Genomic DNA, 22,784 nt, shown 5'->3' with positions numbered 1-22,784 from the left:
AAAAATCGTTACAAATCATTGTCTTACCCCATACATACTGATCTTGCCAAGCGCTACACCAAATAGCGGGCCAGGGTGTCCCAGGCGAAGCGCCGCGTTTTGCCATCGCTGAACTGTACCTCCACACGCTGATCCTCCCATTTTAAAACCCGCCCTTGGCCGAGCTTGTTGTGGCGCAGGGCTTCGCCTTGGGTGGGCTTGCGTATGGGGGCGGCGGGTGCGCTGAGTGTTGGGTTGTAGCCGCAGGCCTCTAGGTAGCGCAGGGCTTGGCGGGAGACCGGGATATCGGTATGGATATGCTCGGGACGCTCGTGCAGGCATTGCGCCATCAGCTGGCTGAGGGGCAATTGCATTTCGTCGATAAACAGCGAGGGCTGTGCGGCCTCGGGATCTTTGCGTTTGGCCTCCTCGGTGGGGGCCAGCAGAAATAGTTTGGACTTTGCCCGCGTCATGGCCACGTACATTAGGCGGCGCTCACTTTCCAGGGAGGCGGGGGTGCTGAAATCCCGCTGGGACTGGTAGGGCATATTGTGCTGGGTGAGGGTGGGAATAATAACCTGGTCCCACTCCAGCCCTTTGGCCTGGTGCATGGTGGTAATTTGGATAGCCTCCGCCGCAGTCTGCTCGCCTTCGCGGTGTTGCCGTTGTAGTTCTTGCAGGTGCGCCAAGGCTTCTGCCGGAGGTTGCTTGAGGGTATCCAGATATTGGCAGAAGGCCAGAATAGTTTGCTGCCTCTCCTCACCCTGCTGGCGGGTGAAGGCGTCTTCGGCAATACCGCTGAGAAGTTCCAGCTCGCCAATATGCCGGCGCAGTAGCTCGCCGGCGTGGCCACGCCAGCTCTCTATTTGTATCAAAAGCTCCGCTCTTTGGCGCAGGCGCTTGGCCTGCGGTTTGCTCAGGGTCTCTGGCAGTTGCGCAAGCAGCTGTTTGCCCCAGCCTTTCTCTTGTGTGGCGAGGGTGGCACAGAGGGGTTCAAGTACTTTGCGCGGGATGCGCACATGCGGCGCGGTGAGCCATTCGTACAATCCTTGCTGGCGCCGTTTGGGAGAGAGTTCGCTAAAACGGCCGGAGGCGATATTCAGGCTCCAGAACAGTGGCCGCAGTTCACGGCGCGATAGCACTGTGTTGCGGCTGGCGGAATGGTAGGGGATGCTGTTGGCCAGCAGCGCCAGTTCCAGTGGTGCGGCAATGGACCAGAGGCGCACCAATATAGCGATACCGGCTAAAGATTGGCCCTGCTGTTGGCAGCGGCGCAAGTGTTCTACCAGCCAGTGGCCTTCCTTGTCGGTGTTTATTTGTTCAATTGGAGTTTGCCGCTCGCCATCTGCGGAAATACAAAAAATCTCGGCGCGGTCGCGGTTGTTCTCAATAAAGTGGTTAGCGGCCAGGGACAGCTGATGCCCGTAGCGAAAAGTACGGCTCAAGTGGTAAATGTGAGACGGTGGAAAATCCTGGTCGAATAATTTGAGCAGGAATTCCGGCTTGGAGCCGCGCCACTCATAAATGGTCTGGTCGGGGTCGCCAATGGCGATCACATTGCCATTGCCGCCGTGCAGCACTCGCAACAGAAAGTGCTGTATCTCATTGATGTCCTGGTACTCGTCCACCAGGATATCTTCAAAATTTCCACCGTATTGTTGTGCCAGCTCCGGCTTTTCATGGAGTAATTTTGCCGGGTCGTAAATTAAGTCGGCGTAGGTCACGGCCGCCTGGCTGCGGCGCCAATCTTCAAAGGTGCGGAATACCTGTAAAAAATAACCGTATTCGTCGCCGAGTTTTAGTTCCTTGAGCGCGCTGTGTTCGCCGCAGAGAAGGGTTTTACTGTAGTCGATAAAAAATTCTGCGGCCTCGATTTCCGATTGTTTGCGCTCGCGAATTTCTTCCAGCTCATGGGTGGGAGCACACTCCTCGATGGCCTTCCAGATTTGTAGCTGTACACTGGATTGTGACAGGGGGCTGAGATTCGCTGCGACGATATGGCCGCTGGCAATCATGCGCTGGTAGAGGCGGTAGCCGATGCTGTGAAAGGTGTGCACTGCCGGGGTATGGTTGCTGGCCAGCTGGCCCATACGGCGTTCGAAATCTTCCCGCGCGCTGCGGTTGTACATCAATACCAGCAGCTGGGCGGCAGGAGTGCAGGCATCCAGGCGATTTTTTACATAGTGCAGCAGGGCGGTGGTTTTGCCGGAGCCGGCCACGGCAATAATTTTGGCATGGCCACCGGAGTGATCCGCAATGGCCTGCTGTTCCTGTGTCAGTGTATCGCCAGCCATGGTGTCCTTCGCCCAAATACTGGATATTTTGCCAGTGATTGATGGTGGCAGACAAGTTTACCAAATTGTGGGTTAGCTGGGGTCGGCGGGGGAGGACGGTGTGTTGGCTTGGCCGTCGTCATGAATATTGTGATGACGCAGGGCCAGCTCGGCGATATAGGCGGAGAGAAAAACCCGGCCGGTTAATTCCTGTAGCAGCCTGGAGCGCCCCAACCGGTCCAGAACAGGGCCCTTCACCTCTGCCAGGTGCAGGCGGATATTGCGCTCGAGCAAATCTTGGTTGACCTGTTGCAAGCGCTCAATGGCGGTGCTGTCGATACGGTTGACCGAAGAAAGGATCAATACCAGGTCGTGCAGGCTTTTCTGCCGCTGTACTTCCGCAAACAGGCGGTCTTCAATCGCGCTGATATTGCTGAAAAACAAGTTTTCATCGATGCGCAGGAAGAGGATATCCGGTTGGGTTTTTACCGTGTAACGCAGCACATTGCGAAAGTGCTCGGTGCCGGGAACGCGCCCCACCACGGCGATATGGGGGCGGCTGGCGCGCCAGATTAGGGTGGCGAAAGAGAGCCCCACGCCCAGTCCGATACCGGCCTCAACACCAAACAATATAACGCCCAGCAGGGTGCCCCCCATGGCCAGACCATCGGTGCGGTCGTAGTGCCAGTGGTGTGCCAGCGCACGCAAATCGATCAGATTGGCTGCCGCGACAATAATCGTTGCAGCCAAAACGCACACCGGTAGTTCGGTGAATACCTTGGTGGCGTAAAGCAGTACCAGGGCAATAAATATTGCGGCGATAACGCCACTCAGTGGTGATCTCGCCCCAGCCTCATCGTTCACTGCGGTGCGCGCAAAGCTGCCGGTTACCGCAAACCCACCGGAAAAAGCGCTGAGGAGATTGGCGGTGCCGAGGCCACGTAACTCTGCATTGGCGTCGAGTTTCTCCCCCCGCCGCAAGGCGATGGTATGGGCTACCGAGAGGCTTTCGACAAAGCCGATCAGGGCGATTATCAGCGCTGGCAGCAGCAGCTGATAAATCATGGTGGGGTTAAAAACCGGCAGCGTGAAGTCCGGTAGCCCCGCGGGAATTTCGCCCACCACGGGTAAATCCTGCTCCCAGTGAAAGATGGCGGTAAGGGCGATAGAAAGCAGTACAACCAGCATGGGCGCCAGGCGCGATAGGAGCTTTGCCCGTGTGTGCTCAACGCCCAGTGTACGCAGTAACAGGGGGAGCCCGAGGCGGGCGATAACCAGGCTGAACAGAGCGATCAACCCCATTAATGCCGCATCCGGGTCGCTCATGGGGCTGTTGTCTATGGTGCTCAATAGAATTTCCAGGGCCGTGTGGCCCTCACTCTTGGTGCCGAGCAGGGGAGCTATTTGCCCAGCAATGATCAGCACCGCGGCGCCAGAGACGAAGCCGTTGACCACCGGCAGGCTCAGCAGGTTGGAGAGGCTGCCGAGGCCGAGAAAGCCCATCAGTAGTAGCATGATCCCGCTGAGCAGGGCCAGTAGTATGGCCCCGTTGATATATTCGGCACTGCCGGGTGTGGCGATGGGAGTGAGGGCGGATGCGGTCATCAGGGCCAGTATTGCTACGGGCCCTACAGAGAGTACCGAGCTGGAGCCAAACAGGGCATAGCCCACCAGGGGTAACAGGCCCGCATAGAGACCCAGGTAGGGGGGCAGGCCGGCCAGGGCCGCATAGGCCAGGGCCTGGGGAACCAGCATCATGCTGGCAAGGATTGCGGCCACGGCATCCCCTATCAGCCACTTGGGCTGGTAGTTTTTCAGCCAGGAGGGGATCAGCTGGTGCGCACGCATACCTTTATCTTTTGGGTATCGGCACCCGCTGTGCGAGCGCCCTGAAACAACAAGATAGACCGCTGCGGCGGCGCGGGTTATTCGTAGCAGTCGCCGCCCACAGTCTTTGGCCTTAACCTTGCGCCGGGACCATCTTGCGGGCACTGAGTCTGAAAATCCCCATACCGGCCAGCATAGCCAGGGTGAATATCAGAGCTTTTTCCTGCCCGGCACCACTCGCCACAATGGCCGGGCCGGGGCAGAAGCCCGCCAGCCCCCAGCCGGCACCAAACATCAGGCCGCCAATCAGCAGGCGGCGATCAATATGATTATTTGTCGGCAGCTGTAAGGTTTGCTTCAACAGGGATTGGCTGCGGCCTTTAAATAATTGGAAGGCGGGCAGGCTCACGGCGATAGCACCAGCCATCACCAAAGCCAGGGAGGGGTCCCAAGCGCCGGCAATATCCAAAAATCCGAGGACTTTTTCCGGGTTGGCCATGCCGGATAACAGTAGCCCCAGGCCAAAGATCAAACCCGCCAGCAATGCAGTCAAAGTGGTTTTCACAATTCGATCCTCGCTTAAGCGGCCAGCTGGTGGCGTACAACGTAAACAGTGACAAAACCCGCTGCCATAAATACCAGCGTGGCGACCAGAGAGCGCAGGGAGAGGCGGGAAAGACCGCAGACCCCGTGGCCGCTGGTGCAGCCAGAGCCCAAGCGGGTGCCAAATCCCACCAGTAGACCGGCGGCGATCAGGGTGGGGTAGCCGGCTTCAATTTCTATGGGCGGCAGGACAAAAAATAATTGCCAGGCCAGCGGCGCAGCCAACAATCCGATAACAAAAGCCAGGCGCCAGCCGATACCGGGGTTGCCCTCCAGCAGGCCGCCCAAAACACCAGAGATACCGGCGATGCGGCCGTTAAACATCAGTAACAGAATGCTGGCTAGGCCGATAAGAGCGCCGCCGGCGAGTGCTGTGGCTGGGGTGAAAGCAGTCCAGTCGATGGTCATGGGATTACTCCGCGCAGTAGAGTTGGTAGAGAGTTTGTAAAAGGGCCAGTACCCGTGGATCGGCTACCCGGTAATAGACGTGTTTGCCCTCCCGGCGGGTATCTACCAGCCCCTCGCGGCGCAGGACCCCCAACTGTTGGGAAAGACTGGGCTGGCGAAGCCCCAGACGTTCCTCAAGTTCGCCTACATTTAGTTCTTCCTGGCTGAGCTGGCACAGCAGCAGCAAGCGGTCTTGGTTGGCCAGGGAGCGCAGCATGGCCGCGGCTTGGCCGGCGGAATCACGCATCTTGTCTAAGTCGAGGTTTGTGGTATCGGGCATGAACTTGGCCTGGCAATAATTTACAGATCAATAATATATTGTTTTATATATTATCAAAATGTATATTGTTCTGGTAGTGAAATTTGGAGGGCATAAAATGTCGCAGTTAGAGCAAGGCACCCAGGTGCAGCCATTCCTAGACAAGGAGACCGAAACCTGGAGCTATGTGGTGTATGACAGGGACGGCGGCTCGGCCGCGGTGGTGGATGCCGTGCTTAACTTTAACGCGGCATCTGGGCGCACCAGCAGCAAGGGTGCTCAGGCGATAGTGTCGTTTATCCGCGAAAAGAACCTCACCCTGGAGTGGATACTGGAAACCCACGCCCATGCCGATCATCTCTCTGCGGCACCTTTCCTGCGGGAGCAATTGGGCGGGCGCATCGCCATTGGTGAGCAGATTTGCCAGGTACAGAAGATTTTTCGTGAGGTCTTTAATCTGGAGCGGGAGTTCCTTGCCGATGGCAGTCAGTTCGATCATCTATTCAAAGATGGTGAAACTTTTCAGGTGGGGACACTAGAGGCGCAGGTAATTTATAGCCCCGGCCATACGCCGGCGGATATGGCCTGGCTGATCGGCGATGCCCTGTTTGTGGGGGATACCCTGTTTATGCCCGACGTGGGCAGTGCCCGTTGTGATTTTCCCGGTGGCGATGCCGCGCAGTTGTATTTGTCGGTGAAAAAAATATTATCCCTGCCGGACGAAACCCGCATGTTCATGTGTCACGATTACCCGCCGCAAGACGAGCGGGATTATCAGTGTGAAACCACGGTGGGTGCCCAGCGCCGCGAGAATATCCACCTGCGCGACGGCATTAGTGAAAGCGAATTTGTGGCAATCCGTAAAAAGCGCGATGCCAGTCTGCCTATGCCTCGGCTGATTATTCCCTCGGTGCAGGTCAACATCCGTGCAGGGCAACTTCCCCCGGCGGAATCCAATGGCACTGTTTATTTAAAAGTGCCGCTGAATCAGCTGTAAAAAACCAGTTAATCCCAGCGCTGTAGTTCTATTTTAATGAGGACTGCTGTCATTTCGAGACGACTATGAATATTAAAAAGTTAGATGAACAGGTGAGTGTTTCTGAACATATTACCTGTGAGGCAATGGCACCGTTGGCACAGAGTGGTGTACAGGTGGTGGTTTGTAATTGCCCGGAGGGGGAGAGTGAAGTACACCCCAGTTACAAAGCTATGGAGCGAGCCGCCCAGGACGCCGGCTTGCGTTTTATTGCGATCCCTTTTACCCGTGGGCGAATGACGCGGGAACACTGTGAGGCCTTTCGTGATGTATTGCAGGGCGGTGAAAAAATCCATGCATTTTGTCTTACCGGCAATCGTTCCAGCCAGGTGTGGGCTGGCGCCAAAGTTTTAATGGGCGCAGATAAAAAACATTTGTTCGGCCAAGCGCAGATGGCCGGTTTCGATGTTAGTGCCGCGCTGGTTGCTATTGAGCCCTAATAAAGACATTTCAATGGCCAGTTAGGTCATACCCAGAATTGCGGCACAGTTGTGAAAGTGTGCCGCAGTTAAATACCCGTGATGTGCCGTGATAAAGCGGGAGATACCGGCGTTGTTAAACAACAGAGTGGAAGGTGAACCAAGGTTATGCAGCAACTCTCCCGATGGTTTCCCATCCTCACTACTTTTCAATCCTATAACCGCCGCACCTTAAACCGCGATCTGCTCGCTGCCGCAATTGTTACAGTGCTACTGATTCCTCAATCTCTTGCCTATGCCCTGTTGGCGGGTCTACCGGCGGAAGTCGGCCTCTATGCGAGCATGGTACCGCTGGTGGTTTACGGTATTTTTGGTTCCAGTAGTACGTTGTCTGTGGGGCCGGTCGCGGTGATCTCACTGATGAGCGCCGCCGCGCTGGGAGAGGTCACCGCCACGGGCGAGGTGGACTATCTGAGCGCCGCCGCTGCGCTGGCACTGCTTTCCGGGGGAATACTTTTTCTGTTGGGTACATTACGCCTCGGTATGCTGGCTAACTTTCTCTCCCACCCGGTGATCTCTGGTTTTATTACTGCTTCGGCATTACTGATTGCTCTCAGCCAGTTGCAGCATTTATTGGGGGTGGCCGTCCAGGGTGATACCGCACCGGAGCTGCTGCTATCACTATGGCAGAACCTGAACAGTATCAATAGCCTTGCTTTGATCACCGGAGTAGGGGTGCTGATTTTTCTCTACTGGAGTAGGGCCCTTGCTGCAAAATGGCTGGAGAAAATGGGCTTGTCTAGCAGCAATGCCGAGCTGTTTGCCAAGGCGGCCCCAGTAGTGGGTGTACTGGTAACCATCGTCTTATCCATCTCCATAAATTTTGAAGCACATCAAGTGGCTTTGGTAGGCGCTATTCCTGCTGGGTTACCGCCCCTATCACTGCCGCACCTCTCACTGCCGCTGCTGCAATCTTTATTTGTGCCCGCACTAATGATTGCCATTATTGGCTATGTAGAATCTATATCGGTGGCCAAAACCTTGGCCGCCAAGCGCAGGCAAAGAATTGATAGCAACCAGGAATTGGTTGCCCTAGGGATGGCCAATATAAGCTCAGGCATTTCTGGCGGTTTCCCGGTGAGCGGTGGTTTCTCCCGCTCGGTGGTGAATGATGCAGCGGGGGCGCAGACACAATTTGCCAGCCTGTTTACCGCATTGGGTATCGCCCTGGCTGCACTCTTTTTGACCCCTTTTCTATATTACTTACCGAAAACCACACTAGCTGCCACCATTATTGTTGCGGTTCTCTCCCTGGTGGATTTCTCCATCCTGGGTAAAACCTGGCACTTTGCTAAAGCAGACTTTATTGCCGTTACCCTAACAATTGCCGTTACCCTGCTAATGGGTGTCGAACCCGGTGTGGCCTGTGGTGTTGGCGCATCCTTATTATTATTTATTTATCGTGCTTCCAAGCCCCATATCGCCGAAGTGGGCCTGGTGGAGGGTACCGAGCACTTCCGTAATATTCACCGGCACCAGGTAAAAACCGTTCCCGAGATTCTCACCTTCCGCGTAGATGGTCGCTTAATCTTCTCCAATATCGGCGTATTGGAAGACCGCATTTATACCGGCCTTACCAATAACTCACAGGTAAAACATGTCATTCTGATGTGCAGCGCAGTGAATGAAATAGATTGGAGTGCCTTGGAGGTACTTGAGTCTATTAATAGCAATCTATTGGATAGAGAAATTCAACTGCATCTATCGGAAGTTAAGGGGCCGGTGATGGATTGCCTGGAGAGAAGTAGTTTTCTGCAGAAGTTATCTGGAGGTATATTCTTGAGTCAGTACCAAGCGTTTTCTTCTGTTACGGAGTATTAACTACTCGGAATCCACTTAGATTGTTGTTCATTAAAAATGGAGAGCAAGGCTCTCCATTTTTAAGTTATTAGTGATTTCTCTATAGATGAATTAGTTAACACTGTTTGAATGGTAAATCATCGCTTGCCAAATATTCTGCTTGCCGCCACCGTAATTATCATAGGTGGGGTTCTTGATATATGACCAAGCTACTTTACCGTTGCCAAGGAAAATGGGTTCATCCAAGCCACCCCAACCAAACTTGGTTAGTTTTACTGGCCCTTCTAATACATTGAGGTCTGCATCAATCTCCATAACATAATAGGCCTTGGGGACCAGCATACGCATTGCGCCATTCTTCGCTGAACTTCGATTGTACGACAGGTTGTCGGAGATGCACTGAAATTGTGCGTAGCCAAACAGGTAGCGACCATTTTTCAAATCGATAAGTTGAGGATCGCTGATCTGACAGTCGGGCTCTTCTACCAGCCATTTAAAGCCTTGCCCCTCGATACTGCCGTTACCATCGACTTTGGCGATACCAATACGGGTTAAAGAAGAGGCGTCCAGGGCATCGCCTCCGCGTAGGCCCTGTCTGGAGATGGTTGGGTTGCTGCTGCTTGACATATAGGAGAAGAAGCAATTCGTACTATCTGAACATTGCTCATCAAAGGGGCCGCTACTACTTGTATCAATACCGTATTTGCTTTGTAGGAAGCGATTCATTTCCTCTTCATCAATATACTTGGGGGAGACGATAAGCGATAGATTTGTGTCTTTATCAACCGGCACTACCGTGTGCCCACCGCCATTGGAGAAGAATGCGTTATCTGAAGGAACCAGATAATTGTAGCTGCCTTCAAAACTACTGGTAGAGGAAGTATCCTCCATCTTGATCGCAATAGTGTTTAACCCGCGAGACTGATTATATTTTCCGCCATCGCTGGTACAAATTGCTCCATACTTTTCATTACCTGGATTATAGAAGGCCCGAATATTTAATACGTGGCCATAGCCACAAAGCCAATACCAACCCCTATTATTACTTCCACTCATGTTTAGGGACCAGTTATCCCTATCAATAACCGTCATTCCTGCAGAGTAGTGGGAGCCACCATAGCTGCCATCAAAAACTCGCGCTGTTACGGAGAAGGCATAGCTGGTGCGGCCTTGGCTATCATTGTCCACATAGATAAGCTCCTGTGCTCCGGCATGGCCACCACCGTGCATCTTGTTTACAACATAGGCCGCAGGCTTTTCACTGAGCGGTTGATCGTCCCACTCCATGAGCCAGATCTGGTTGTTATATTTATAACCTCTCTCACGAATGTACTCGACCATCGCGTTATAGTCGGATTCAGAGAGCTGATCGACGATATAAGCCATCTCCTCTTGCATCTCTTTTCCTTTAATGGTCTTAAAGGATGGAGAATCACCAAAATCGGTCTCTGGGAATTTAGTCTTAAGCCCAGGGAGGAAGTCCTCAAATGTCAGGGTGGGATGATCAGTAAAGTAGCCGATGTACTGACTATGATTGGTTGAAATCATCAGGCCGATGTCCCTTTCAATTCGGGCATCGATAGGACCGATATTGTCTTCCATTTTCATCCAGTCGCTACCGTATTGTTCTACCAAGTCACCCTGCACCTCATAACGTTTGTTGGCTTGGTATTCCGTGTTGCACAAGACCGCAACACGGGAGCAATCTGAGCTGGCCGCAATACCGTGCGACTCGTAGCATTGTTTTAGTATCGTTGTGTTACCGGTTTGATCGAAGCTTGAAGTCTCTGGGTTATATTGCAGCTCATAAACAGTGCCATAAGTGACTTCATCATCTCCACTACCCTCACTTAGGGTCTTGGAAACAAACATCCGAGGCTTATCAGTGTCAGTTGCACAGGCAGCTGTGTAACTTCGCATGGGGACCGACTTTAGGGTGTCGTCCTGGGTGCTGTCTGTTCTAGCAATATAGTGTGGGAGCCCGTGAACCTCTTGGGCATTGGGTTGGCCATTCGGTAGGGTGATATCCCGAGAAGTGATTCGGGCAAATCCCAAGTCTGCAGTTTCAATATCGCCAACAGTCACTGTGCCGGGTTCATTGTCTGGAAGTGGTGTAGTGCTACCATCTCCCCCTGTGGATGGGACTGGGTCGGAATCCGAAGAGGAGCTTCCACCGCCGCTGCATGAGGTCAATACGACAGTAAGTGCCATTGCCAAAATTTTCTTGCTAAATAGCTTATCCATAGTCTGCTCGAAGATACATTATTTAAATCGAATGCAATGTGGGAACTTGTGGACCACTTCACAGTGTTGAAAAGGTAAATTTGGGAAATCATTTTAGTTCCCTTTATTTACTTTTCTGTGCAGTGCTTAATATATTTGCCACTGAACCTTTATTTGAGCGAGGATCTTGAAAAATTTAGAGAACACGCAACTCTTGAGGTCTAAAAAAGTATTATGATATGAATCCTCTTTGTTTGGATGGTCTCCAACTAGAGAGGACGTATACAGAGCTTTGAGCAATCTCGGATATGTTCAATTCCAAGTGGGAAAATCAATAGGTAGTACTGACAAGGGGCGATCTAGTTGGGAGAGAAATCACCAGTAACTATGGAATTCGAATCTCAAAGTGTCTTGGCTGGGTACCTGACATATTCAGTACTATCTCGTTGTCGATATAGAGTGCGAAGTGGTGGTGATTGCCCTTTACTGCATAGGCAGCGATATCTAGCGCAAATTTTCCGGCTGGTTTATGCATTTGACAATCAATCCACAAGCGGAAATATTTGTAGTCTCAATATTCTAAAGACCTAATTTATGAAAGTTGTAGTGGTAGTTACTATATTGATAGTCGGTGTTGTCTATTTTTCCAGGCCAGAAAAAGCAAGTGAATTACTTGCTGAATACTGCAGAGATTCCTATCCGGATAGGTCACTAGAGGATTGTAGACAGCAAATAACGACCCCTAAAATCAGGTGTGATATTCTGAAAGGTGCCCTGGAGGAAGGTGATGTATGCGTAAGGTGGGGGCCGCCAAAAGGTTCTCGGCGGCCTCTTGATAACGATATCAATTTATAAACTAAAGATTTGAGAGGTTTCACTGATTGTAGCCACACATAATAAAGCTCGATACTTGGTGCATTAATTAAGATGGTTAAAACTAAACTCACTTGAAGCTAGTATTCAATACGAGCAACTTCCACGATCTTTTCTCTCAACCATTTATTTGCTGGATCATCTTTATTTTTTAAGTTCCAATAGGCTTTCATAGAGTATTGGGGGAGGGTGACAGGTGGAGTAAAATGCACAATATTGAATTTGCCGGCAATAGACTGGATAAATTTTCTTGGTGCGGTGAGGATTCCGTCACTGCATTCTACGATGTAGGGCGCACTGGAAAAATTCGCTACTTTAAATTGAACATTTCTGGATAAGCCAATTTCTTCTAGTGCCTTGTCAACTGTTCCGCGGTTATCTCTCCCCGTGCCTGCCATAATATGCGGATATTGACAAAAACTATGAACATTTTTCTTGTCTTTCAAAAATGGATGATTATTTCTTACCGCTGAGACAAAAGAGTCTTTATACAAGGTTTTTACTATCAGGCTTGGATGACTTGATTCCATAACACTGATAGAAAGATCCGCCTCACCACTCTCAATTTGGTTGGCGATCCTGTGCTTATCTAACTTTATAAAAATAACCTGAACTCTCGGAGCGTCTTTTTGCAGTAATGCTATTAGGGGGGGAGCGATACTTTGCTCCACCAGGTCGCTCGTCGCGATATAAAAAGTGCGTTGCGTACTTTCAGGATTGAATTCTTCTTGATTTAAAATATTCCGCTCAAAATCACTTAGCCAGCGACTTAACGGTGTTTGTAGGGACTCAGCCCTTGGAGTCAGTACCAGTTGATTGCCTTGCCTGATGACTAGTGAGTCATCAAAACTGTGGCGGAGTTTCTTCAGCGTATGGCTTACCGCAGACTGCGTTAGCCCTGCACGCTCACCAGCCCGGGTCAGGTTTCGGGTCTCAAATATAATCTGCAGGAGCCTTAGTTGGTTCAGCTCAATGTCCGAAATATTGCCCATTCTAACCAGTCTCAGCCATTAGTTATGCTCATACCTATATTAGGTTAATTAATTTCAGTAATGAAGCCTGGGGTCCTATTCTGTCGCCACTTCAATTGATTCAACCCTAATTTCGAGGAAGTGATTATGAACTTGAAGAAACTGCTTGCGATGGCAGCATTGCTAGTCAGCCCACTGGCGGTGGCAGATAACGTTCTGGTTGTGATGTCAGATGTATCAGAAATGAAGCTGAAGGGTGGTAGTGACTACAAAACGGGCTTCTATTTGAATGAGCTTATGGAGCCGGTCAAGTTGATGATGGAAGCTGGCCACACAATAACATTCGCTACCCCGATGGGGCTGGCGCCGACATTGGACCCGGTCTCAGACACGCCTGACCATTTCTTAGATACTAGTCAAGAAAACTACAATGCCCATAAAGCTTTACTCAACCAGCTAATGCTGACTGACAAAGATCACAGCCCAGTAGTTAGCTTTGCTCGTATTGAGCAAATCGGTATAGAGAATTTTGATGCGCTGTTTGTACCTGGGGGGCATGCACCTTTAGGTGACCTGGTATCCAATGATCAATTGGGCAGCTTCTTACGTCATTTTAACGCTGAGTCCAAGCCTACCGGTTTAGTGTGTCATGGCCCAGTTGCGCTGATGTCCGCTTTGCCTAACAGCTCTGAATTTGAAACCCAAATGAAAGCCGGTAAGAAAGCTAAAGCTGCCAAGGGCTGGGTATATGACGGTTACAAAATGACCTCTTTTAGTAACTCAGAAGAAGCTGTAGCTACTCAATACTACTTAGGTGGTGATGAGCTGTTCTACTGGCCTCAAAATGCACTCACCAATGCCGGTGGTAATTACTCCCGTAGCAAAGAAGATTGGCAGCCGCATGTAGTTGTTGATCGTGAACTGGTAACAGGCCAGAACAACAAATCCTCCATTGCTGTTGCTCAAGAGCTTCTAAAATTGATGAAATAGTCGTCTATCTTAGTAGCAGGCTTCTTCAGGCAAAACTCCATTGAGAGTCCCAAGGCTATAAAGAATGATTTCGGTAAAAAGCCTATGCCTGAAGGAGCAGTATTAATACCGTATTCCACAAACTCTAATTTATGTCTTTGACGATAATCCAGGAATCCCAATGAGCACATCTACTATCTTTCAGCCGAATAATGTTGCAGTTATTACTGGTGGTGCCAGCGGAATAGGTTTTGCGGCAGCAAAGGCCCTATCAAAAAGAGGTATGAAGATTTGTTTAGCAGATGTTAACAAAGAAAAACTGGAAGAAGCTAAGCGCGCTCTACCAAATGATACTTTAATAGTAGAAACCGATGTGAGTGATTTTAGCTCGGTACTAGCGCTCAAAGATCAAGTTAAAAAAGAATTCGGTCGTATCGACTTTCTTTTTAATAACGCAGGAATTGCTGTTAAAAATGGAAGTTGGGAGAATTTAGATGGTTGGAATAAGATTATCAACACAAACCTTTGGGGTGTGATTCATTGTATTCATACATTTGCCCCCGAAATGATCAGTCAAAACAGCCCATCTGTTATCGTTACAACCGGATCTAAGCAGGGAATTACCACTCCACCTGGAAATCCGGCTTACAACGTCAGTAAGGCTGCGGTAAAAGCTACTGCGGAGGCGTTACAGCACTCTATTCGAAATACACCTGGAAGCCAGGTCTCATCTCACTTGTTAATTCCTGGTTTCACTTACACGGGTATGATTGGTAGCCCTAGTAAACCAGATGGCGCATGGACTGCAAATCAAGTGGTCAATTTTATGCTGGAGAGCGTCGAGCGTGGTGATTTTTACATTCTTTGCCCGGATAATGACGTAGATCGTGAAACTGATGTTAAACGCATGAGCTGGGCGATAGGGGATATTATTAACAATCGTCCGCCACTCTCTCGTTGGCACCCCGACTACCGTGAGGCATTTGAGGCGGAGATGGGTAAACAATGAGAATACATTTTTCCTTGTGGAAAAAATAACTAGAGTTGTCTAAATGTATGCAGGTAGGGCTTAACTCAATTTTGTAATTGTTTAAGTCCTATACCTGTATGGTGCTAGATGACAGTTTTTAAGGTCTTAATTCCTTAGGCTGCTTATTCAAAATATCTTATGTTTTTTTATTCTGTACGTTGTGTCTAGCTATTTTTCCACTAAAAAACTAGACGCAAAATCTGATAGATAATCAATCCGGCTCTTTGTGTTGAAGCCCTTTTTTCTTAATTTTTAAAAACCCCCTGATTGAATGTTTGATCAATAAGGGTAGCTTAAAAAGCCTTTTGCGTACTGGTTTTTTGGCTATTATTTTTATTCATTGCTATATGCATTAAATCAATTTCATTAATACACGTACAAGTCTTAATCTTTACACCAGTTGATGTGATGCAAAATTTAAGGAGACAATCATGACTCAAACAGCGCTTATTACTGGTTCAAATAGTGGTTTTGGTTATCTAATAGCCAATACACTTGCAAATAATGGCTACAAAGTCATCGGCACCATGCGGGATCCAAGTGGCCGCAATGCTTCTGTAGCCAATGAGCTTATTGCTAAAGGTATCGTTGTCGTCGATATTGATGTAACCGATGATGAGAGCGTCGCCAAGGGTATTGCTCAAGCAACTAAAGAAGTCGGCCCAATTGATATATTAATTAATAACGCGGGAGTCGGTACGCTCGGGTGGCAGGAAAGCTTTACCATCGAGGACTTTAAAAAGGTTTTTGATATCAATGTTTTTGGCGTTCAACGTTTAATACGTGCAGTGTTGCCGCAGATGAAACAGCGCAGCAGTGGAACTCTTATTCAGATATCAAGCATTTTAGGTAAGTTCGTATTACCTTTCCTTGGTTCTTATAATGCCACCAAACATGCGGTAGAAGGAATGGCAGAGAATTATCGCGTAGAGCTGGCGCAATTTGGTATTCAATCTTTGATTGTTCAACCCGGCGGATTTGGAACCGATTTTGGCTCAAACCTGTTAAGAGCAAGTGATAAAGAAGTGGCTGCGAGTTATGGTGAGTATGCAGATGCCCCGGAGCAAATGTGGGCCGGTACAGAGAAGGGCCATGAATCAGAGAATGCCCCCAGCCCACAATTGGTTGCAGATGCGGTTCTGAACTTACTGAAGACAGAGCCTTCAAGTCGACCATTTCGAACAACTGTTGACGGTACTGGATTGAACCCCACGATAGAGAAGATCAATCAAGTTACCGAAGAAGCAATGCAGGAAATTTATTCAGCATACGAAATGGGTAATTTGTTTCAGCTTAAAAAGTACTAAACGACTTATGGTATTAGTGGGTACTCTGCACACTTTCATAGGTATAAAGGTGCCTTTTTATAAATGCACCTATCAAAACTTCTTGAGTACGTTTTTTTGATTGGCCCGAAAGTAACATTTTCTCAATAGAAGTTAATTATAGTTAGTATATGGAGCATGAGGGAGAGGGATAATATAGAAACTTATATTGCGAAGTTGTCTGAACCATACCCATATACAGAATTTTAGGCCCATAGTGGGCCCTTTCTATTGGAGACGTAGGCTCTTAGCCGCTTCGGTTTATCAATTTTATTTCCTTTTGAATGCGTATATAAATTTCTTCACGATGCACAGGTAGGAATTTGGGGGCATGTATTCCTATCTTTACTTGATTACCCTTAACCTCTAATACTGTGATAGAGACATTTGTTCCAATTCTTAGATTTTCGCCAGTGCGGCGTTTTAAAATCAACATTTTCTTTTCCTACTGATATGCAAGTTATGGCTAAGCATTCCGTAATGGGAAGGCGGCTTGAAGGGCGGTGTTTGCAGGAAATTTGAGGTGGGGCACGGGAACGGTAGGCATAGAAGAAGAAAAGGCGGGCGCAACGCTCCCAGAGCTTGGGGAATCGCTCCAAGCTGCTAAATGTACTCCACTTTATTGAAGACGAGCGGGTTTCTAGCGTACTATGCATATAGCCATCTTGATAGTGTCGATATCAATTTGGTCAGCTGGCCCCTGGTGTTCCCGCACCATGGGTCAGCGCCTTTTACTTACTCCTATGTCACGCTACTGTTCTCCTATAAGTAAATGGATTATTTGGAAAGCTTTTCGGATTTTTAAACTTGAGCTATGTGCCGATTAAACTCGCACAGTGACAGCCAAAAATACCGATAAATATCTACCAATTCTACGCAGCTTTGACACTAAAACAAACTTAATAAAATCCAATAAGATTATTTTTGTGCCTATATTTCGTTCTTTTTCCTCTAGATATATCTGATTTTTCTCTCAAGAAACGCAAGCTAAATCTGCATTCTTTATAGACTCTTGTGTTTTACTTAGCTCCCGATTTTTTGCCCATTGCGAGCAGCCTGGTTGACTTAGAATTAGTCTGTATGAATGGGCACGCTTAAGAGAGTCTAGTTATTCATTTAAAAGCTAATGTGAGGAACCCGCCTGCTCCTTTTATCACTGTATAGCGGTCTAAGGTAGTTAAGCGCTCAGTGTTCGTACAAACCCCTTATATTGAACAACAGTCATTATGGAAGGTGGTGCTATACCCTGTTAGCCTCCATCGCATTACAAATCGGGGATGGTAAGGAATATGCAGGAGTCAGATGTTGCTAATCGGTTGATAGAAGCGGCACGAGAGTGCTTTTTGAACGATGAGTATCACCGGGTTACCACTCGCCAAATTGCTGCTAAGGCGGGGGTGGCGGTATCAATGATTCGGTATTACTTCGGCAGTAAGGATGGCTTATACGAAGATATGATTCGTCAAACCTTACTCCCCCTGATTAATGCTGTTGAGCAGCTGAGCCTCGATGGCGACTGGGATTTTGGTGACTTCTTCGATCTCTACTATGCCACAATGCAGGAGAACCCCAAGTTTCCAGCCCTAATCTTGAAAGTTATGGCACTTAACGAGGGGCCAGGAAAGAATGTTATTCGCCAACTCTTAGAGCGGGGGCGCCAACGGGGGACCCGGAGATTGGCGGAAATTCAGGGCGCTGAACCTTCGGGCGCTGGCACTGAATATGATTTGCTCAGGATTGCGTTTGTTAGTCTTGCTATGTTGCCCATGCTGGCCAAGCCAGTTCTTGAGGAGCAAATGGGCCAGGAAATGGGGCCTGAGTTTTTAAAGCAGCTTGCCGATTTTAATGGCCGAATCCTAAAGGCCGGTTTACAAAATATGTAACCTTTCAAGTCTCTGTTTGTAATAACAGAGCTGTTTATTTTATTGGATATTTTTATCAGACATTTTTTTCTGAGGAGTTCTTATGCCTAGGTCTATGCAAAAAAATAGAGTCTCTAATTGGATCTTTCAGAGGGTTTCCAATGCGGTTTATAGTTTGTGTAATATCCCAAATCGCCTGATCCCGGCTCCCTTTCGTTTGATGCAAATAGGATCTATATTTTGGCAATCTCGCTGTTTATACGCCGTTGCCTGTCTTAATGTTGCTGATCATATTGAAGATAAAGCCATTTCGATAGATAAATTGGCGGATGCTTGCAAAGCCGATAAACAGTACCTCTATCGATTGATGAGAATGTTATGCGCAATGGGGATTTTTAAAGAAGAGGAACCAAAATGTTTTTCGCATAATAGAAATTCAAGAGCGCTTCGTACTAACGCCGACAACAGCGTAAAAAATATGATCCTGATGCATAATTCCCCTGAATTTAGTAGGCCATGGTTTTCAAACTTTGAGGGGCATATCAAGGAGGGCAATGTGCCTTTTGAAGGTGTGTATGAAAAGGAGATGTTTGATTATATGAATGATCACCCGAAGGTTAGTGACCTATTTTCGGATGCAATGGATACTGTTGATCATCTTACCGGTTTACAATACCTGCAAGACTTTAACTGGAAGAATTTTGATCGAATTATTGATTTGGGCGGTGCAAAAGGCAGTAAAAGTGCCAGTATCCTTTCTTCGTACAAACACCTGACTGCAGTTGTTGTTGATAGGAGCAATGTAGAATCGACTGCGCGAGAGTATTGGGATAGTCACTTCGGTGATGATGTTAAGAAACGATTAGATTTTTATCCTACTGATATCCTAAATGACCCACTTCCAGATGCAGTAAGTGATAAGGACATCTATTTGTGTGTGGCTATTTTTCACTTGCTGAATGATTCCAGGGCTAAAGAGCTTTTAATGAATATTCATCGGGCGATGGGTGAACGTAATACTACTTTAGCGATTGTTGATGCTGTACTGCCGGAGAAAGGGGCAGATCTCAATTTAGCGGCAATGGATATGCAGATGCTAATGGGAACAAAAGGGCGTGAACGAACGGTCAGTGAATGGAATAAGTTATTTGCTCAGAGCCCTTTCTACTTGGTTGAGACTGTTAGTGTTCGGTCTTTCGCTAAAGTGATGGTTTTAAAGAAAAGAGAAGGGTTAAAGTGAGCTGCCAGTCATTGAGGCATCTCTAATGGGGTCTGAAGTTTCACTTCAGACCATTCGACACCAGTGGTGGTATCTGAAGCTCAATTTCCTTTGCTATGGCGAGAAGTGTTGAGTCGGCGCCGGGCACTCCATCCAGTTCCAGACCTACCGGTAAGCCATTATTGCCTCGCCCAATAGGAATACTTATTCCGGGAGCACCGGTGACTGCTGCTGTGGCATTGTTGTGTATGAGTGTTTCCAGAGTTGGAAGTATTTTTCCGTTTAGTTCAAGTTGGTTTGATGAAGTACTAATAGATTGAGCTTCGATGGGTGCTGTAGGGAATATAATCGCATCTAGTTGGTGCTGCTGGATGATTTTTAGGTAGTTGTCGCGTACTCCAGGCATCTTCTTTAAAGCGGTTTGATAGTCGGCATTTGATGGTGCCTTGGGGCCTAGTACTGACTCCTGGTAGACAGCCTTTACATCATTACTTTTGATCATTGCAACCAACTCAGCCAGTTGGATATTAGGCTGGTAGCTCGCCAGAAATTGGGTCATAGCGGTTTTCATTTGATGAAATCCGATAGGAAACCCAACATCAAGGACTGCGCTCACTAACGAGGATAAATCGATTTCTATTAGGGTGGTTCCCGCGGAGCTAAGGGAATGTAACGCAGCTTTAAAAGCTTGGTATACACCTGATGAGAGATTATCAAATAGCGGGTGGGCAAGCCCAAGGCGCAGCTGATTGAGTGGCTTTGCCTGGGGTAGGGCAGACCCGGTTAATATCTCAAACAGATAAGCGGTATCCTCTACATTGGCGGCCATGGGGCCTGGGGTATCAAACGCTGGTACAGAGGGCACTATTCCCTTGGTGCTTAGGCAGCCAGTGGATGGTCGAAAGCCCACAATTCCTGTGAGGGCTGCTGGCAGCCTGATTGAACCGGCGGTATCTGTGCCCAGGCCTGCAGATACGATCCCGGCGGCAATGGCTACTGCTGTTCCCCCGGATGAACCACCTGGAAAGCAGGATTTATCCCAAGGATTCCTGACTGCACCATAGGCGGCGTTATTCGAGGTTACGCCGAAGGCGAGTTCGTGCAAATTGGTTTTGCCAATGACGATAGCTCCGGCCTTCTCTAGACTCTCAATTATTGGGGCAGAAGTCTTGGCCTGGAAGTTCATACCAGGTGTGCCCGCAGTCGTTTGAAAACCTCTCACATTGATATTGTCTTTGACAACGATAGGGATGCCAGCAAGAGGCCAGTTATTGCAGCTTTCTTTCAGCTCGTTATCAATGCGCTGTGCTTTCTGTAATGCGCCTTGCCTATCCAGGCAGATAAAAGCATCCAGATCTGAGTGGGCCACCGCATTATCGCAGGCATCTTCAATTAGGGATGTCGCTGTGATCTTTCTTGTGCGGACCATTTCAGAGAGCTGGCGTAGGGACGTTGTCATGATTTGGTTTGTATGAAAAATTGAATCAATCTTAGTACATGTCAGTCATAATCTTGCACACTTAAGGTTATGAATTATGATAGACAGCGTGTTTGGTTGCCATACATGATTAACCGTTAGGAAAAAACATCAGATCGTTATAAGTATAGAATACATCAATCACGCTACGTCCGTAGTGTTTGATATAAGGTGTTAATCGTAATTAATATTAACCAGGATTAGTAAAACTAATTATGACTGTGCCATTGGAATATGAGAAAGCATCTGAAAAATTTTTTGAATATTTAGTTGATGCTCGAGATATAGCTGGGCTTTGGAGCACGCATGTTACCTATACAATGACACAGGGCGTTTTTCATGTGTTCCGCCGTCGAATTTCTACATCCGATGCTATTGCGTTTTCTAATGTCTTACCCGTTTGCCTGAGATCTTTGTTTGTGGCCGACTGGGATGTTAACGAAGAAAAGAAAGACTTTGATAGTGTTGAGGAAATGACCAGGGAGGTGCGGTTATTACGAGGAGAGCACAATTTTTCAACAGTTACAGCAATTAAAGATGTTGCTAAAGCTGTACGGAAACATGTGAATGAAGAGGTATTTGATGAGTTGCTTTTAAAGCTTCCGGATGGGGCCTTTGAATTTTGGCGACCCTAAGCGGGTAGATGCTCATAAGGAGGGTGGGAAAGTCCATACACATTGAGTCCGCTTTACGGTTTGGTGAGATGTATGGATTTTTATTGCATTCAGAGGATATGACTACTGTATGACTATTGGATAAGGCGATGCAATTGCCAGAAGGACACAAAAGAGTAGAGTAAATTTCACGAGGAAGAAATCGCTGAAGTAGAGGGTGGCCACAAAGTAAAAAGTATAGAAATCCTGAAACAGGGAGAATGGTGGATTGGAAACAGTTGAGGAGTCTATGGAGGTTGATCCGTATTGTTATTGCTTCTTGAGCTTACCATCGCCCATGACTGAAAGCCTGCCTAAGAGGGTGGTATTTGTATATATTTTATACATGCAGTGAGCTGATTGCCGCAATCAGAATAAGAATCAGGCAAAATTCACAAGGACGTCAGGCGATATATAGCCAAGTTGATTACAGTGATTGCCAGTTACCCCCTGATCAAATAAGGATAAGTCATGAGGCATCGTTCTACTTCAGTCATTTTACTTTCCCTGCTAACTCTAAGTGGTACCAGCTATAGCAAGGATACCCCTGTAGTGCTTGAAGGCCCTTACCTTGGACAGAAGCCACCTGGGCTGACTCCACAATTGTTCGCCCCTAAGCCTTCGAAAGAGTATCGTGACTGGGGCGGTTACTTCACGCCCGATATGAAAGAGTACTACGTTACAAGAAGATATCACCAAAGTGGCAAATCCTCGAAAGTTGTATTCAAGCTTGAGGACAATCGATGGCATGAGTCTAAAGTGGCCTGGGGCGGTTCCATCTCACCGGATGGTCAAACGATGTATGCTAGAAATCAATATAGAGAGCGTACCGCTAATGGTTGGTCAGAGCTTAAAAGTCTTGGCTCACAATTTGAAGACATTCGTATTATGCGCCTTACTGCTTCTGCGAAAGGAACCTTTGTATTTGATGAGGTAGGTCAAAACGGCGATGGTATTCTTCGCTATTCACGACTGTTAGATGGTAAGCGTGAAACGCCAAAGCCTTTTAGCCAACAGATAAACACGGGCAAGTGGACTGCTCACCCCTTTATTGCCCCTGATGAGTCTTACATCATTTGGGATAGTGAAAGAGAGGGCGGATATGGTGATAGCGACATGTATATCAGCTTTCGCCAGCAGGATGGCTCATGGGGTGAAGCTATTAACTTTGGTGATAAAATCAATACAGAGGGGGAAGATGGTGGGGGATATGTAACACCAGATGGAAAATATCTTTTCTACTGTCGTCGTTGTACCCCCCCGAATTTTGAAATAATGTGGGTAGATGCGCAGTATATAGAGACTCTAAGGCCCAAATAAATTCTATAGTATTAAATCTAGAGTGACGCTCAAAGATAATAAATCTTCTGCGAGAGTTATCTCTTAGTAGAGGTAAAGTATCTGGCTTTTTAACTACCTAAGTCAAATGAAGATTGATTTTAATTTGGCTGCAAACTTAATTGACGTTCTTAGTGCGGA

The 22,784-nt window shown here is 48.0% G+C and carries 20 protein-coding genes; 10 read left to right on the top strand and 10 right to left on the bottom strand.

The genetic code is table 11. From position 1 onward, the window contains the following. Positions 1-53 precede the first annotated feature (53 nt). From ACJJH9_RS12075 to ACJJH9_RS12055, 5 genes are all read right to left on the bottom strand, one after another. A complete protein-coding gene (locus tag ACJJH9_RS12075) occupies positions 54-2,273 on the bottom strand; it encodes an ATP-dependent helicase (protein ID WP_444922913.1) in 2,220 nt (739 codons plus the stop codon). A gap of 72 nt (positions 2,274-2,345) precedes the next feature. After that, a complete protein-coding gene (locus ACJJH9_RS12070; protein ID WP_444922912.1) occupies positions 2,346-4,100 on the bottom strand; it encodes a SulP family inorganic anion transporter in 1,755 nt (584 codons plus the stop codon). A 112-nt stretch (positions 4,101-4,212) separates the two neighbouring features. Then, entirely contained in the window at positions 4,213-4,644 is a 432-nt protein-coding gene (locus ACJJH9_RS12065; RefSeq protein WP_444922911.1) for a DUF6691 family protein, read from the bottom strand. A gap of 14 nt (positions 4,645-4,658) precedes the next feature. Continuing rightward, positions 4,659-5,090: a YeeE/YedE family protein gene (locus ACJJH9_RS12060; RefSeq protein ID WP_444922910.1), complete on the bottom strand. Its 432-nt coding sequence runs from the start codon at positions 5,088-5,090 to the stop codon at positions 4,659-4,661. 4 nt (positions 5,091-5,094) lie between these two features. Beyond that, on the bottom strand, positions 5,095-5,409 hold the full coding sequence (locus ACJJH9_RS12055) for an ArsR/SmtB family transcription factor (RefSeq protein ID WP_444884373.1): 315 nt from the start codon (positions 5,407-5,409) through the stop codon (positions 5,095-5,097). Between the two features lie 97 nt (positions 5,410-5,506). Here ACJJH9_RS12055 and ACJJH9_RS12050 point away from each other — a divergent pair, with 97 nt between their 5' ends. The 3 genes from ACJJH9_RS12050 to ACJJH9_RS12040 all read left to right on the top strand — a co-directional run bounded on the left by ACJJH9_RS12050 (position 5,507) and on the right by ACJJH9_RS12040 (position 8,724). Beyond that, positions 5,507-6,385, top strand: a complete 879-nt coding sequence (locus ACJJH9_RS12050) for an MBL fold metallo-hydrolase (RefSeq protein ID WP_444922909.1) — start codon at positions 5,507-5,509, stop codon at positions 6,383-6,385. Between the two features lie 65 nt (positions 6,386-6,450). Further along, positions 6,451-6,864 carry a protein tyrosine phosphatase family protein gene (locus ACJJH9_RS12045; RefSeq protein WP_444886617.1) on the top strand — a complete coding sequence of 138 codons (414 nt, stop codon included), beginning with the start codon at positions 6,451-6,453 and terminating at the stop codon, positions 6,862-6,864. 147 nt (positions 6,865-7,011) lie between these two features. Continuing rightward, on the top strand, positions 7,012-8,724 hold the full coding sequence (locus ACJJH9_RS12040; RefSeq protein WP_444922908.1) for a SulP family inorganic anion transporter: 1,713 nt from the start codon (positions 7,012-7,014) through the stop codon (positions 8,722-8,724). A 90-nt stretch (positions 8,725-8,814) separates the two neighbouring features. Here ACJJH9_RS12040 and ACJJH9_RS12035 read toward each other — a convergent pair whose 3' ends face one another. The 3 genes from ACJJH9_RS12035 to ACJJH9_RS12025 form a co-directional block, all read right to left on the bottom strand. Next, complete coding sequence (locus tag ACJJH9_RS12035; protein ID WP_444922907.1) at positions 8,815-10,947, bottom strand: hypothetical protein; 2,133 nt, start codon at positions 10,945-10,947, stop codon at positions 8,815-8,817. A gap of 364 nt (positions 10,948-11,311) precedes the next feature. After that, positions 11,312-11,461 carry a hypothetical protein gene (locus ACJJH9_RS12030; protein ID WP_444922906.1) on the bottom strand — a complete coding sequence of 50 codons (150 nt, stop codon included), beginning with the start codon at positions 11,459-11,461 and terminating at the stop codon, positions 11,312-11,314. 418 nt (positions 11,462-11,879) lie between these two features. Then, a complete protein-coding gene (locus ACJJH9_RS12025; RefSeq protein ID WP_252082208.1) occupies positions 11,880-12,791 on the bottom strand; it encodes a LysR family transcriptional regulator in 912 nt (303 codons plus the stop codon). A 126-nt stretch (positions 12,792-12,917) separates the two neighbouring features. Between ACJJH9_RS12025 and ACJJH9_RS12020 the strand changes: the two genes are divergently transcribed. The 3 genes from ACJJH9_RS12020 (at position 12,918) to ACJJH9_RS12010 (ending at position 16,076) form a co-directional block, all read left to right on the top strand. Next, a complete protein-coding gene (locus ACJJH9_RS12020) occupies positions 12,918-13,760 on the top strand; it encodes a type 1 glutamine amidotransferase domain-containing protein (RefSeq protein WP_444922905.1) in 843 nt (280 codons plus the stop codon). Between the two features lie 160 nt (positions 13,761-13,920). Next, entirely contained in the window at positions 13,921-14,748 is an 828-nt protein-coding gene (locus tag ACJJH9_RS12015; protein ID WP_444922904.1) for an SDR family oxidoreductase, read from the top strand. Positions 14,749-15,200: 452 nt separating this feature from the next. Further along, on the top strand, positions 15,201-16,076 hold the full coding sequence (locus tag ACJJH9_RS12010; RefSeq protein WP_444884380.1) for an SDR family oxidoreductase: 876 nt from the start codon (positions 15,201-15,203) through the stop codon (positions 16,074-16,076). A gap of 265 nt (positions 16,077-16,341) precedes the next feature. Here the strand turns inward: ACJJH9_RS12010 and csrA are convergent, their stop codons facing one another. Next, positions 16,342-16,530 (bottom strand): carbon storage regulator CsrA, encoded by a 189-nt coding sequence (csrA, locus tag ACJJH9_RS12005; RefSeq protein WP_444922903.1) that lies wholly within the window; start codon positions 16,528-16,530, stop codon positions 16,342-16,344. 853 nt (positions 16,531-17,383) lie between these two features. Here csrA and ACJJH9_RS12000 point away from each other — a divergent pair. Both ACJJH9_RS12000 and ACJJH9_RS11995 read left to right on the top strand, forming a co-directional pair. Then, positions 17,384-17,977 (top strand): TetR/AcrR family transcriptional regulator, encoded by a 594-nt coding sequence (locus ACJJH9_RS12000; protein ID WP_444889918.1) that lies wholly within the window; start codon positions 17,384-17,386, stop codon positions 17,975-17,977. A gap of 82 nt (positions 17,978-18,059) precedes the next feature. Further along, on the top strand, positions 18,060-19,196 hold the full coding sequence (locus ACJJH9_RS11995; RefSeq protein ID WP_444922902.1) for a methyltransferase: 1,137 nt from the start codon (positions 18,060-18,062) through the stop codon (positions 19,194-19,196). Positions 19,197-19,236: 40 nt separating this feature from the next. Here ACJJH9_RS11995 and ACJJH9_RS11990 read toward each other — a convergent pair whose 3' ends face one another. Continuing rightward, a complete protein-coding gene (locus ACJJH9_RS11990; RefSeq protein ID WP_444922901.1) occupies positions 19,237-20,634 on the bottom strand; it encodes an amidase family protein in 1,398 nt (465 codons plus the stop codon). Positions 20,635-20,867: 233 nt separating this feature from the next. Between ACJJH9_RS11990 and ACJJH9_RS11985 the strand changes: the two genes are divergently transcribed. Further along, positions 20,868-21,287: a DUF2267 domain-containing protein gene (locus ACJJH9_RS11985; RefSeq protein ID WP_444922900.1), complete on the top strand. Its 420-nt coding sequence runs from the start codon at positions 20,868-20,870 to the stop codon at positions 21,285-21,287. A 489-nt stretch (positions 21,288-21,776) separates the two neighbouring features. Beyond that, the gene (locus tag ACJJH9_RS11980; RefSeq protein ID WP_444922899.1) at positions 21,777-22,625 is read left to right on the top strand and encodes a TolB-like translocation protein; all 849 of its coding nucleotides are present in this window, start codon (positions 21,777-21,779) and stop codon (positions 22,623-22,625) included. Positions 22,626-22,784 lie beyond the last annotated feature (159 nt).

This window comes from Microbulbifer mixtoriginis (SeqCode), assembly GCF_052466715.1.
Note: the sequence above shows the minus strand (reverse complement) of the source record. Positions and strands in the feature narration are given on the sequence as shown.